Consider the following 11857-nt stretch of genomic DNA (forward strand, 5'->3'; position numbering starts at 1 on the left):
TGGCGGGGCTCAGCCGCAGTACGCGCCGAGGATGCGGCCCGTGGGATCGACCTGCGCATTGAGCCGCGTCGCATCCTGCACCGGATCGGCCGGCGCGGTGGCCGGCACCGTGCGGGCGGTCTTTGCTCCGGCGCGCTGGCGCATCTCCTCCAGCAATGGACGGGTCGCCTGCATGCCGAGCGCAAAACGCACCTCCGGGGCCTGGCAACTCTCGGGCGGCGGCGCAAAGCTCGGCGGCGCCGGCACATCGGGGCTCAGCGGCCGATCCTTGGGTGGGGCCTCGCAGCCCGCCAGCACCGCCGCCAGGGCTGCAACCGACAGAAGAAACCCGGGCCGGCCAAACGTCATGCGCATCTTGTCTTGCTCCTTGAAACCAGCCTGAAGCTTAGCCGCCCTCGGCGGCTCGCTCATGACCCCTTGCGCTGCATCGGGGACAACAGCCCCAGGCGGATGCCCGTGATCACGGCCTCGGTGCGGTTGTGGACACCCAGCGCCTGGAACAGCGTGCCGATGTACTCCTTCACCGTGTTCTCGGAAAGACCCAGTTCGCGCGCGATGGACTTGGTCGGCAGCCCGCGCGCCAGGCCCCGCAGCGCGTCGGTCTGCCGCGGACTGAGCGTGGGCCTGGCCGCGTTTGTTGGTCCCAGGTGCAGAATTTCCTGAGGCAGATAGACCTCTCCAGCCAGCACGGTCTCGAAGGCGCGCTTCAGGAAATCGGCCGGCATGCTCTTGGGCACGAAGCTCATCGCACCGGCTTCCAGGCAGCCACGGATGATGTCGACATCGGTCGAGGCCGACACCACGACGGCAGCGATGTCGGGCGCCACCGCCTTCAAGCGCACCAGCGCATCAAGGCCGTACTCGCCCCTGAGTTCGAGGTCCAACAGGCAGATGGCCAGGTCGGGGTGGCGCAGCGCCAATGCGCAGGCCTCGTCGACCGTGGCAGCCTCGAAGATTTCGGCACTGCGCTCCATGCTCTCCAGCAGCATGCGCAAGCCCGCACGAAACAACGCGTGATCGTCCAGCGTCATCACTTTCATGGCACACCCCCTTCGACCTTGGTGGTCGATATGCACCCCCATTCTGACGCTGACGGGGACGGGCGAACCCGTAGGCCCATGGAACTAGATCACCCTCCGTGCAAAAAACTGACCGCTCCCTGCGAACGGGGGGTTGGGCCTGCTGGGCGTTTTGCGGAGATTCGGACCAGCCACGGATGTCGCAAAGAAGGAGGGACCATGAACGCCAGCTTTCAAGACCGCCTGATCTCGCTCGTCGCCGGATCGCAACCCCAGTGGAAAACCGAACTCGCGCGACATTGCGGCGTCAGTTACGCGACGGTGGTGCGCTGGCTGACCGATCGCCACAGCAGCGACGGCACCCAGCACCTGCACCTGCACCAGATCGCGGCGTACTTCGACGTGCCTGCCCGGTGGCTGGCGACAGGCAACGGCCCCGAGCGAGTTCGCGCGCGTCGCACGCACTGAGCAAGTCTGGCGAGGCGCCGAGCCTGGGAAGAAGGCCCGCTGCGCCCATGGCGTATGCTGAAAGGCCGCGCACGGCACCGCCGGCGCGCTCCCTTTCATCTCCCGCTTTCGACATGAGCACCTCTTCCCATCCCCTCGCAGGCCAGCCGGCCCCGTCCGACCTGCTGGTGGACGTGCCGCGCCTGGTCTCGGCCTACTACACCGGGCGCCCCGACCCGGCCGTGGCCAGCCAGCGCGTGGCCTTCGGCACCTCGGGCCATCGCGGCTCCTCGTTCGACGACGCCTTCAACGAGTGGCATGTTCTGGCGATCAGCCAGGCCATCTGCGACCACCGCAAGCAGCAAGGCATCGACGGCCCGCTGTTCCTGGGCATCGACACGCACGCGTTGTCGACGCCGGCCTTCGCCAGCGCGGTCGAGGTGCTGGCGGCCAACGGCGTCGAGTTGATGCTGTCGAAGGACGACGAATACACGCCCACGCCGGCCGTGTCGCATGCCATCCTTGTCTACAACCGCGGGCGCAAGAGCGGATCCAGAGGGTTGGCCGACGGCATCGTGATCACGCCTTCGCACAACCCGCCCGAAAGCGGCGGCTTCAAGTACAACCCGCCGAACGGCGGCCCCGCGGGCACCGACATCACCTCCGCTGTCGAAGCCGCCGCCAACAAGATGCTGGCGAACAAGCTCGAAGGTGTGAAGCGCATGCCGCTCGCGCAGGCGCTGAAGGCCTCCACCACGCACCGCCACGATTACCTGAACACCTACGTCGAAGACCTGGCCCAAGTGCTCGACATGGACGCGATCCGTGGCGGCACCATCGATCTCGGCGTCGATCCGTTGGGCGGTGCCGGCGTGCACTACTGGCCCGCCATCGCCGCGCGCTACCAGCTCAAGCGCTTGGACGTGCTGAGCCAGGCGATCGACCCGACCTTCCGTTTCATGTCGCTCGACTGGGACGGCCGCATCCGCATGGACCCGTCGTCGCCCGACGCGATGCACGGGCTGGTCGCGCTGAAGGACCGCTTCGGCATCGCCTTCGCCTGCGACACCGACCACGACCGCCACGGCGTGGTCACGCGCAGCGCGGGCCTGATGCAGCCGAACAACTACCTCGCGGCGATGGTCGACTACCTCTTCACGCACCGCCCGCACTGGCCCGCGCAGGCAGCCGTCGGCAAGACGGCGGTCAGCAGCCGCATGATCGACCGCGTGGCGGCGCGGCTGGGCCGTCCTTTGTACGAAGTGCCTGTGGGCTTCAAGTGGTTTGTCGACGGGCTGGTGGACGGCTCGCTCGGCTTCGGCGGCGAGGAAAGCGCGGGCGCGACCTTCCTGCGCCACGACGGCAGCGCGTGGACCACCGACAAGGACGGCATCGTGCCCGCCCTGCTCTCGGCCGAGATCGCCGCGCGCACCGGACGAGACCCCGGCGAGCGCTTCACCGAGCTGACGCAGGCGCTGGGGCGTCCCGTGTCCGACCGCGTGGATGCTCCCGCGACGCCTGAACAGAAGAAGCGCCTGTCCGCGCTGTCGCCGCAGCAGATCACCTCGACCACCCTGGCCGGAGAGAAGATCGAGAACGTGCTGAGCCACGCCCCGGGCAACGGCGCAGCCATCGGCGGCGTGAAGGTCATCACCGAGAACGGCTGGTTCGCCGCGCGGCCTTCAGGCACGGAAAACATCTACAAGATCTACGGCGAGAGCTTCCTGGGTGACGACCACCTCGCGCGCATCCTCGGCGAGGCGCAGCAGGTGGTCGACAAGGCACTCTCGGCCAGCTGACGCGGAACACATCCCCATGGACACGCTGGTGCTGCGGCTGCAACCGGGCGACGACTTGCGCGCGGCGCTCGATGCCGTGCTGAAGACGGACGGCATCGGCGGCGCGGCGTTCGTGGTCTCAGGCATCGGCAGCCTGCGCGGCGCCGGCATTCGTTTTGCGGGTGCCGAAACGGCCACGCGGATCGAAGGCGATCTTGAAATCCTCACGCTCGCCGGCACGCTGTCGCCCGACGGCTCGCATCTGCATCTCAGCGTCTCGGATGCCGCCGGCCGGGTGTCGGGCGGCCATGCCGCACCCGGCTGCGTGGTGCGCACCACGGCCGAGATCCTCGTTGCGGTGCTGCCCGAATGGCGCTTCTCGCGCGAGCCCGATCCGCAGACCGGCTACGCCGAGCTCGTGCCCAGGCGCCGCTCCAGCCAGACGCTGTAGCGCGACAGTCCGAAGCACAGCAACCAGTAGACGGCGGCCACGAACAGATAGCCCTCGAGGTAGAACGGCCGCCAGACCGGATCGCCGCCCAGCGCCAGGCCGAGCGCGCCGGTCAGCTCGAACAGGCCGACCACAGTGACCAGCGAGGTGTCCTTCAGCGTGCCGACCACGCTGTTGGTCAGCGCCGGCACCACCAGACGCAGCGCTTGCGGCAACACGATGTCGCGCTGCACCGGCCAGCGGCCGAAGCCCAGCGCCATCGCCACCTCGGTCTGGCCGCGCGGCACGGCCTGCAGGCCGCCGCGGATGATTTCCGCCAGATAGGCCGCGACGAACAGCGTGAGCCCCATCAGCACGCGCACCAGCACATCAGGCTGCCAGCCTGCGGGCCACAGCAGCGGCAGCAGGAACGAGGCCATGAACAACACCGAGATCAACGGCACACCGCGTACCAGTTCGATGTAGCTCGCGCTCAAGGTGCGCACCACGGGCCATTCGGAGCGGCGCCCCATCGCCAGCAGCAGCGCCAGCGGAAAAGCCAGCGCCAACCCGACCACCGCCAGCCCGACGGTGAGCGGCAGGCCGCCCCAGCGGCTGGTCGGCACCACGCTCAGCCCCGCCACGCCGCCGTGCATCAGTCCGACGAACAACAGCAGCGCGACCAGCCACAACGGCGCCAGCCACCAGCGCCAACTGCGCGGCCATGCGCTGAGGACGGTCACCGCGGACAGCACGAGCACCGCGATGGCCGGGCGCCATTGCTCTTCGTACGGAAAGCGGCCGAACAGCATGGGCCGCCATTTTTCGGCCACCACGCCCCAGCACGCACCGTGCTGCACCGCACGGCAGGCGTCGGCATCGGGGCGGAACACAGCGTGCACCACGCCCCATTCGAACGCGTGAAAACCGGCCCACGCGAGCAGGCCCAGCAGCAGCACCGTGGCCAGTGCGCGCAGCGGCGAACCCCACAGCTCGCTGCGCCATGCAATGGGGCCTTGCGCGACGCGCCTCATCGCCAGCCTCGCAGCGCGACGCGCGCGTTGTAGCGGTTCATGCCGAAGGAGATCAGCAACGACAGCAGCAGGTACACCGCCATGATGATCGCGATGCACTCGAAGGCTCGTCCGTTCGAGCCGATGGTGGTGTTGGCCACCGACACCAGCTCCGGGTAGCCCACGGCCACGGCAAGCGACGAATTCTTGGTGAGGCTCAGCAACTGGTTGGTCAGCGAGGGCACGATCACGCGCAGCGCCTGCGGCAGGATCACGATGCGCAACTGCTGCACTGGCGACAGCCCCAGCGCCTGCCCCGCCAGCACCTGTCCCTGCGACACCGAGAGAATGCCGGCGCGCACGATCTCGGCGACAAAGGCCGCCGAGTACAACGACAGCCCCGCGACGATGGTCACGTACTCCGGGCTCAGCGCAGCGCCGCCGCTCACGCCGAAGTCTCCGCGCTCGGGCCATTCGAAGTGCGTCGGCCACCAGCCCCCCTCGCCCGCCACGGGCCAGGGCACGCTCACCCCGCCCTTGCTCAGCCACACGCCCGGCAGCAGGTGCACGGGCTCCGTCGGATCGGGCAGCAGGTTGGCCATTGCAAAGGCCAGCATCAGCAGCTGCACCAGCAGCGGCACGTTGCGCAGCAGTTCCACGTACGCGGTGCAGATGCCGCGCAGCAGCACGTGCGGCGCCAACCGGCCGATGCCGATCAGCGTGCCGAGCACCACCGCGAAGATGGCCGCCGGCACCGCCGCGCGCACCGTGTTGATCAGGCCCGCGAGGAACGCGCGCCACGACGGTTGGCTGGCATCGAAATCGAGCCAGCCTTCACTGATCGAAAAACCCGCCGGCTCGGTGAGAAAGTCGAAGCCCGAACGCACGCCGCGCGCGCGCAGCACCTCGAGCGCATGGTTCACCACCCAGAAGGCACCGGCCACGACGGCCAGCACCAGGAGAGCCTGGACGAGCCAAGCCAGCCAACTGCTGCGGCGCGATGAATCGGTCGGGGCACTACGCATTGCCACAACCCCCAAGACCGACGGAAATCCGGACCAGGAACACCGCGGAACCGGCTTTGCCGGGCCGCTGGTGTTGCCCCCGGCGAGGGGGTAGGCGAAGCGACACGAAGTGCGCGAAGCCTGGGGGAGTCACTACCTGACCGGTGGTGCGTAGATGAGACCGCCCTTGCTCCAGAGGTTGTTGGAGCCGCGCGGCAGCTTGAGCACCGACTTCGGCCCGACGTTGCGCTCGAACACCTCGCCGTAGTTGCCCACGGCCTTGATGGCGCGGTACGACCAGTCCTTGTCCAGGCCCAGCAACTTGCCGAGGTCTTCACCCGCACCGAGCAGGCGCTGTTGTGCCGGGTCCTTGCTGCTGCCCTTGAGCTGGTCGGCGTTGGCCTGCGTGATGCCGAATTCTTCCGCCTCGATGAGCGCGTTGGGCACCCACTTGGCGACGGCGAACCACTCGTCGTCACCGCGGCGCACCAGCGGTGCGAGCGGCTCCTTGGAGATCAGCTCGGGCAGGATGATGTAGTCGTCGGGGTTGGGCGCTTCCTTGTTGCGCAGGCCGGCCAGCGCCGAGGCGTCGGTCGTGAAGGCCTGGCAGCGGCCCGAGAAGAAGGCCTTGAACGAGGCCTCGAAGCTCTCGAACACCACGGTCTTCACCGGGATGTTCTGCGCGCGGAAGTAGTCCGACACGTTCTTCTCGTTGGTCGTGCCCGATTGCGTGCAGATGGTGGCGTTCTTGAGCTGCTTGGCGCTCGTCACCTTGAGCTTCTTGGGCACCAGGAAGCCCTGGCCATCGTAGTAGGTGATGGTGGTGAAGTTGAAGCCGAGCGATGCATCGCGCGTGAGCGTCCACGTGGTGTTGCGCGCGAGGATGTCGATTTCTCCGGCCTGCAGGGCCGAGAAGCGCTGCTGCGAGTTGAGCGGCACGAAGTCGACCTTCTTCGGATCGCCCAGCACGGCCGCGGCAATGGCGCGGCAGGTGTCGACGTCCAGGCCCGACCAGTTGCCCTGCGTGTCGGGGGCCGAGAAACCGGCCACGCCGTTGGTCACGCCGCACTTGACGGTGCCGCGCTGCTTGACCGCGTCGAGTGTCTTGCCCGCGAAGGCCGGGGCCGCGGCGGCCAGCGAAAGAACGGAAACGGCGGCCAGCAGTGCCGGACGGAATCGGGTGGTCTTCTTCATCATTGGTGTGTGCTCCTCAACAGTAGGCAAAAGGCAGTGTACGGGGCGACGCAGGCCGGTGACAAAGAACCCTCCGTTGGATACATATGTCGAGTCGCTCACCGGCGGCAGGCCGGTCGGCCCCGCAGTTTCACTACCATACGGCCCTTTCATCACTCCCGAACAGGAATCACACAATGGTCAAGTCCGACGACACCGGCAAGCTCATCCTGCGCGTTGCGCTGGGCATCCTCATCCTTCTGCACGGCATCGCGAAAGTCGGCAAGGGCGTCGACGGCATCGGCGGCATGCTCGCGTCGCACGGTGTGCCCGCGGTGCTGGCGTACCTGGTCTACGTGGGCGAGATCCTGGCGCCGGTGCTGCTGATCGTCGGCCTGTTCACGCGGCCCGCCGCGCTGGTCGTAGCCATCAACATGGTCGTGGCGATCTGGCTGGCACACCGCAAGGACCTCGGCGCGCTGAACGCCCAGGGCGGCTGGGCGCTGGAGTTGCAAGGCATGTTCCTGTTCGCGGCGATCTCGCTCGCCTTCACGGGCGGCGGACGCTTCGGGCTCAACAACAAGTAAGCGAGCAACCGGACAGACGACCCGTCAGTCGTCATCGGCCGCATCGAGGCCTGGAAACAGGACCTCGGTGTAGCCAAAGCGCGAGAAGTCGCGCACCCGCATCGGGTACAGCTTGCCGAACAGGTGATCGACTTCGTGCTGCACCACGCGCGCATGAAAGCCGTCGGCGGTGCGATCGATGGGGTCGCCGTACAGGTCGAAGCCCGTGTAGTGGATGTGAGCAAAGCGCGGCACCACGCCACGCAGGCCCGGCACTGACAGACAGCCTTCCCAACCCTCCTCCTCTTCATCGCCCAGCGGGGTGATGACGGGGTTGAGCAGCACGGTGCGCGGCACTGGCGGCGCATCGGGGTAGCGTGGATTGACAGTGTCGGTGCCGAAGATCACCAGTTGGAGATCGACACCGATCTGCGGCGCCGCAAGGCCGGCGCCATTGACCGCCTTCATGGTCTCGAACATGTCGCGCACCAGCAGGTGCAGTTCGTCGGTGTCGAAAGCGGTGACCGGCTGCGCGGTGCGCAGCAGCCGGGGGTCGCCCATCTTGAGGATTTCGCGGAAGGCCATCGCGGGATTATCGCGAGAGCCTCATGCCACGATCACGGGATCCCCCCATGGTTGTCCTTCGAATCCGGAGAGGTCCACAGCCGCGCGGGGCCGCGTGGCATCTGCTGCGGCTGCGAAGGTGTGATACCGGGCACACCGCCCGCGCCGGGCCGCACTACTGGCGGCACCACGGCGACTGGCGGGCGGCCACCGCCGCCCCAGCCGGGACGCGGCGTCGGGTACGTGGGTCGCACGCCGGGGTACGGATAGGCCGGCCGGCGACCATCGTAGTAAGGGCGGCGGTCGTAGTACGGACGTCGCTCGTAGTAGCCGCCGCCCTGGATGTAGACCGGCGCCGGCACCACCACCGGCGCCGGGTCGGAGTAGTACGGGTCGGAATAGCCGCCGGAGTAGTACGGATCGCCAGGAACGGCCACGCAGCCGCTCAGCAGCGCGATGCCGCCGAATGCGAGGCTGGTAGCGAGAACACGAATTCTTTGCATGAGGGACTCCTTGTCGGCCTTCTGTAGTCGTTCAACGCCCGCTTGTAGACCCTGTTGACTGCGCGGATGTGAAGTCGCGTAACGGCCGGTAAAGGCCTCAGTCATCGGTGCCGTCCGGTTCAGGCGTCGGGTGCCGGTGCAACCCCGTTCGCGAGGATCTCCAGCATACGCGCCTCGTCGATCACCGTGACGCCGATGTCGCGCGCCTTGTCGAGCTTGCTGCCAGCCTCTTCCCCGGCCACGAGGAAGTGGGTCTTCTTGCTGACGGAGCCGGCCACCTTCGCGCCGGCTGCTTCCAATTTATCCTTCGCCTCGTCGCGGCCCAGCGTAGGAAGGGTGCCGGTGATCACGAAGGTCAGCCCCGCCAAAGGCTTGGGCGCGCGGGCTTCGGGCTCATGCTCTTCCCAGGTCAGGCCGCAGGCGCGCAATTGCTCGACCACCTCGCGGTTGTGCGGCTGGTCGAAGAAGGTGCGCAGGCTCTGCGCCACCACCGGGCCGACGTCGTTAACTTCGAGCAGTTGCTCTTCGGTCGCGTCCATGATCGCGTCGAGCTTGCCGAAGTGCTTGGCGAGATCCTTGGCCGTGCTCTCGCCCACATGGCGAATGCCCAGGCCGAACAGGAAACGCGGCAACGTGGTCTTCTTCGAGGTCTCGAGCGCGTCGACAAGGTTCTTGGCCGACTTCTCCGCCATGCGGTCCAGGCCCGCCAGCGTGACGAAGCCGAGCTTGTAGAGATCGGGCAAGGTGCGGATCAGGTTGGCATCGACCAACTGCTCGACCAGCTTGTCGCCCAGCCCGTCGACGTCGACCGCGCGCCGCGCCGCGAAATGCAGGATCGCTTCCTTGCGCTGCGCCGCGCAGAACAGGCCGCCGGTGCAACGGTAGTCGACCTCGCCCTCCTCCCGCACCGCCTCGGAATCGCACACGGGGCACTTGTGCGGCATAGTGAAGATCGCGCCGCGCTGGTCGTCGGGCTTGGCCAGGCTGTCGGGCGCGACGCCGACCACCTCGGGAATCACGTCGCCGGCGCGCCGCACGATCACCGTGTCGCCCACACGCACGTCCTTGCGGCGGGCCTCGTCTTCGTTGTGCAGCGTGGCGTTGGTCACGGTCACACCGCCCACGAACACCGGCGCCAGCTTGGCCACCGGCGTGAGCTTGCCCGTGCGGCCCACCTGAATCTCGATACCGACCACCTCGGTCAGCTGCTCCTGCGCCGGGTACTTGTGGGCCACAGCCCAGCGCGGCTCGCGCGAAACGAAACCCAGCTGGCGCTGCAGTTCGAGGCTGTCGACCTTGTAGACGACGCCGTCGATGTCGTACGGCAACGCATCGCGCTGCCGGCCGATGGTCTCGTGAAACGCTATCAGTTCGATAGCGCCCGTCGCCCGCGCAGTCTGCGTGGCCACCGGGAAGCCCCAGGCATGGAATTGCTGCAGCCAGTCGAACTGGGTGGCAATCTCGGGCCCGCCGTCGCTGGCGGGCGAAACCTCGCCGAGTCCGTAGGCGAAGAAGCTCAGCGGCCGCGCCGCCGCGATCGCCGGGTCGTGCTGGCGCACCGCACCGGCCGCCGCGTTGCGCGGATTGACGAACACCTTCTCGTTCTTCTGCCCGGCGGCGATCTTCTGGCGCTGGCGCTCGTTGAGCGCGTCGAAATCGGCGCGCTTCATGTAGACCTCACCGCGCACCTCGACCACAGGCGGAGCCGCACCCTTGAGCTTCAGCGGAATTTCGCGCACGGTGCGGATGTTCTGCGTGACGTCCTCGCCCACCTCGCCATCGCCGCGCGTGGCGGCCTGCACCAGCACGCCGTGCTCATAGCGCAGGCTCATGGCCAGCCCGTCGAACTTGAGTTCGCAGACGTAGGCGATCTGCGGTGCATCTTCGGCCAAGCCCAGTTCGCGTCGCACGCGCGCATCGAAGGCGCTGGCACCGGCAGGCGTGATGTCGGTCTCGGTGCGAATCGACAGCATCGGCACCCGGTGGCGCACCTTGGCGAGGCTGTCGAGCACCGCGCCCCCCACGCGCTGCGTCGGCGAATCGGGCGTGCGCAGTTCGGGAAACTCGGTTTCCAGCACCTGCAGGCGCTGGAACATCTTGTCGTACTCGGCGTCGGGCAGCTCAGGCGTGTCGAGCACGTAGTAGAGGTGGGCGTGGCGATGCAGCTGCTCGCTCAGTGCGGCGGCTTCGCGTGCCGCTTCGTCGCGCGTTGTCATGGGGTGTCCCTCGGGGAAAGACGGGTTAGCTGAAGAGGCGTCGCGCCAGGGGCGAGCCTGCGGCCAGGTCGCGCGCATCGAGCGTGTCGTACAGCTGCTCGAGGTCGGTGCCGATCACGTCCATGGTTTCGTCGCGCAGCAACTGGCCGTCGCTGTCGGTCACCACGCCGTCCATCTCGCGGGCGAGCGCGGCGGCGGTTTCGCGCATGCGACCAAACGGCGCCTCGTCGCGATCGACCTGCGGCACATCCAGGCTCAGGCTGAGCTCGCGGATGGCCGACTGCGCCGGATCGTCCGCCAGCGCGGCCTGGGTGTCGAATGTGAGCCCAAGGATCGGCGGCAGGCCGGCCTCGCTGGTCGGCAGCACCATGCGCCCCGGGATGATCCCGGCCACGAAGCCCAGCCGCGCGGCATTCTGCTGCACGTAGCCCGGGCTCCAGGCGGCGTGCAGCGCGCGCAGCACGAAGCCCAGTTGCGCGTCGTGCGCGCTGGCGAACTGGTCGAGCTCGCGGGCGCGCGCCACTTCGTCGAGCATCTCGGGAAACTCGGGCGCGCCGTTCACCGCGTCGGCAAAGGCCTGTGCCTTGACCACGAATTCGGAGTACTCGATCTCGTTGAGTGCCCCGGTGCGGTTGGCCAGCTGCACACCGACCTGGAAGGCACGGTAGCGCTGCCCCGGCGCCGGCAGCTCCCACTGGCTGGTGAGGTCGTTCAGACCTTCAATGGCCACCGGCTTGCTGCCCGCGCGGCGCGTCGATGGCATGGCGGCGAGCGCGGCATCGCCCGAGGCCAGGCCTTCGAGCGAAATGGGTGCGATGACGTCGATCAGCGGATCGAGTCCGCCGCGGCGCTCGCCCGTGGGTACGGGCACGCCACTGGGCGCGGGCAGGTCGGGATCGAACAGCGGCTCATGGCGATCGCTGCCGGCCACCTGGCTCGGATCGGCATGGAGCATCGGCTCCACGCCGCCGTCGCCGCCCGCGGCCAGCGCGCGCTCGGTTTCGGCCAGCGCGACATCGACCGCATCAGGCTGGCGCGGCGCATTGCGCCGCGACATCAGGGTGTTGTAGGCCACGACGGCCGCGAGAACGAGACCGCCGAGGATCGCCAGGGCGAGGGTGAGATTGCTCATGCGTGCGCCCGT

13 protein-coding genes are annotated in these 11857 nt (G+C 68.0%); 4 read left to right on the forward strand and 9 right to left on the reverse strand.

Annotated elements, in window-relative coordinates; all coding sequences use genetic code 11:
* Nucleotides 1–9 precede the first annotated feature (9 nt).
* Both D3H34_RS02480 and D3H34_RS02485 read right to left on the reverse strand, forming a co-directional pair.
* A complete protein-coding gene (locus tag D3H34_RS02480; protein WP_286185366.1) occupies nucleotides 10–411 on the reverse strand; it encodes a hypothetical protein in 402 nt (133 codons plus the stop codon).
* Nucleotides 408–1040, reverse strand: coding sequence for a LuxR C-terminal-related transcriptional regulator (locus D3H34_RS02485; protein ID WP_167481104.1), 633 nt, complete (start codon nucleotides 1038–1040; stop codon nucleotides 408–410). The genes D3H34_RS02480 and D3H34_RS02485 overlap by 4 nt, the downstream gene beginning before the upstream one ends.
* A gap of 198 nt (nucleotides 1041–1238) precedes the next feature.
* Between D3H34_RS02485 and D3H34_RS02490 the strand changes: the two genes are divergently transcribed.
* The 3 genes from D3H34_RS02490 (at nucleotide 1239) to D3H34_RS02500 (ending at nucleotide 3695) form a co-directional block, all read left to right on the forward strand.
* On the forward strand, nucleotides 1239–1487 hold the full coding sequence (locus D3H34_RS02490; RefSeq protein WP_119551845.1) for a helix-turn-helix domain-containing protein: 249 nt from the start codon (nucleotides 1239–1241) through the stop codon (nucleotides 1485–1487).
* Between the two features lie 113 nt (nucleotides 1488–1600).
* Entirely contained in the window at nucleotides 1601–3265 is a 1665-nt protein-coding gene (gene pgm, locus D3H34_RS02495) for a phosphoglucomutase (alpha-D-glucose-1,6-bisphosphate-dependent) (RefSeq protein ID WP_119551846.1), read from the forward strand.
* Nucleotides 3266–3281: 16 nt separating this feature from the next.
* Nucleotides 3282–3695 (forward strand): PPC domain-containing DNA-binding protein, encoded by a 414-nt coding sequence (locus tag D3H34_RS02500; RefSeq protein WP_119551847.1) that lies wholly within the window; start codon nucleotides 3282–3284, stop codon nucleotides 3693–3695.
* Here D3H34_RS02500 and D3H34_RS02505 read toward each other — a convergent pair.
* The 3 genes from D3H34_RS02505 to D3H34_RS02520 form a co-directional block, all read right to left on the reverse strand.
* The gene (locus D3H34_RS02505; RefSeq protein WP_119551848.1) at nucleotides 3650–4708 is read right to left on the reverse strand and encodes an amino acid ABC transporter permease; all 1059 of its coding nucleotides are present in this window, start codon (nucleotides 4706–4708) and stop codon (nucleotides 3650–3652) included. The genes D3H34_RS02500 and D3H34_RS02505 overlap by 46 nt on opposite strands.
* Nucleotides 4705–5712: an amino acid ABC transporter permease gene (locus D3H34_RS02510; RefSeq protein ID WP_119551849.1), complete on the reverse strand. Its 1008-nt coding sequence runs from the start codon at nucleotides 5710–5712 to the stop codon at nucleotides 4705–4707. Before D3H34_RS02510 ends, D3H34_RS02505 begins: the two co-directional genes overlap by 4 nt.
* A gap of 132 nt (nucleotides 5713–5844) precedes the next feature.
* The gene (locus D3H34_RS02520; RefSeq protein WP_205736652.1) at nucleotides 5845–6888 is read right to left on the reverse strand and encodes an amino acid ABC transporter substrate-binding protein; all 1044 of its coding nucleotides are present in this window, start codon (nucleotides 6886–6888) and stop codon (nucleotides 5845–5847) included.
* 173 nt (nucleotides 6889–7061) lie between these two features.
* Here D3H34_RS02520 and D3H34_RS02525 point away from each other — a divergent pair, with 173 nt between their 5' ends.
* The gene (locus D3H34_RS02525; RefSeq protein ID WP_119551850.1) at nucleotides 7062–7451 is read left to right on the forward strand and encodes a DoxX family protein; all 390 of its coding nucleotides are present in this window, start codon (nucleotides 7062–7064) and stop codon (nucleotides 7449–7451) included.
* A gap of 24 nt (nucleotides 7452–7475) precedes the next feature.
* On the opposite strand, the gene def is transcribed toward D3H34_RS02525, so the two are convergent.
* The 4 genes from def to D3H34_RS02545 all read right to left on the reverse strand — a co-directional run bounded on the left by def (nucleotide 7476) and on the right by D3H34_RS02545 (nucleotide 11845).
* A complete protein-coding gene (gene def, locus D3H34_RS02530; protein ID WP_119551851.1) occupies nucleotides 7476–8015 on the reverse strand; it encodes a peptide deformylase in 540 nt (179 codons plus the stop codon).
* A 32-nt stretch (nucleotides 8016–8047) separates the two neighbouring features.
* Nucleotides 8048–8497, reverse strand: a complete 450-nt coding sequence (locus D3H34_RS02535) for a hypothetical protein (protein WP_119551852.1) — start codon at nucleotides 8495–8497, stop codon at nucleotides 8048–8050.
* 119 nt (nucleotides 8498–8616) lie between these two features.
* Nucleotides 8617–10713 (reverse strand): NAD-dependent DNA ligase LigA, encoded by a 2097-nt coding sequence (gene ligA, locus D3H34_RS02540; protein WP_119551853.1) that lies wholly within the window; start codon nucleotides 10711–10713, stop codon nucleotides 8617–8619.
* A 25-nt stretch (nucleotides 10714–10738) separates the two neighbouring features.
* Nucleotides 10739–11845, reverse strand: coding sequence for a cell division protein ZipA C-terminal FtsZ-binding domain-containing protein (locus tag D3H34_RS02545; RefSeq protein ID WP_119551854.1), 1107 nt, complete (start codon nucleotides 11843–11845; stop codon nucleotides 10739–10741).
* Nucleotides 11846–11857: the final 12 nt, after the last annotated feature.

This window comes from Acidovorax cavernicola (assembly GCF_003581445.1).

Bases quoted from the DNA above. Each gene is read 5' to 3' on its own strand.
- D3H34_RS02480 (WP_286185366.1), bottom strand. From the start codon at position 411: ATGAGCGAGCCGCCGAGGGCGGCTAAGCTTCAGGCTGGTTTCAAGGAG.
- D3H34_RS02485 (WP_167481104.1), bottom strand. From the start codon at position 1,040: ATGAAAGTGATGACGCTGGACGATCACGCGTTGTTTCGTGCGGGCTTG.
- D3H34_RS02490 (WP_119551845.1), top strand. From the start codon at position 1,239: ATGAACGCCAGCTTTCAAGACCGCCTGATCTCGCTCGTCGCCGGATCG.
- pgm (WP_119551846.1), top strand. From the start codon at position 1,601: ATGAGCACCTCTTCCCATCCCCTCGCAGGCCAGCCGGCCCCGTCCGAC.
- D3H34_RS02500 (WP_119551847.1), top strand. From the start codon at position 3,282: ATGGACACGCTGGTGCTGCGGCTGCAACCGGGCGACGACTTGCGCGCG.
- D3H34_RS02505 (WP_119551848.1), bottom strand. From the start codon at position 4,708: ATGAGGCGCGTCGCGCAAGGCCCCATTGCATGGCGCAGCGAGCTGTGG.
- D3H34_RS02510 (WP_119551849.1), bottom strand. From the start codon at position 5,712: ATGCGTAGTGCCCCGACCGATTCATCGCGCCGCAGCAGTTGGCTGGCT.
- D3H34_RS02520 (WP_205736652.1), bottom strand. From the start codon at position 6,888: ATGATGAAGAAGACCACCCGATTCCGTCCGGCACTGCTGGCCGCCGTT.
- D3H34_RS02525 (WP_119551850.1), top strand. From the start codon at position 7,062: ATGGTCAAGTCCGACGACACCGGCAAGCTCATCCTGCGCGTTGCGCTG.
- def (WP_119551851.1), bottom strand. From the start codon at position 8,015: ATGGCCTTCCGCGAAATCCTCAAGATGGGCGACCCCCGGCTGCTGCGC.
- D3H34_RS02535 (WP_119551852.1), bottom strand. From the start codon at position 8,497: ATGCAAAGAATTCGTGTTCTCGCTACCAGCCTCGCATTCGGCGGCATC.
- ligA (WP_119551853.1), bottom strand. From the start codon at position 10,713: ATGACAACGCGCGACGAAGCGGCACGCGAAGCCGCCGCACTGAGCGAG.
- D3H34_RS02545 (WP_119551854.1), bottom strand. From the start codon at position 11,845: ATGAGCAATCTCACCCTCGCCCTGGCGATCCTCGGCGGTCTCGTTCTC.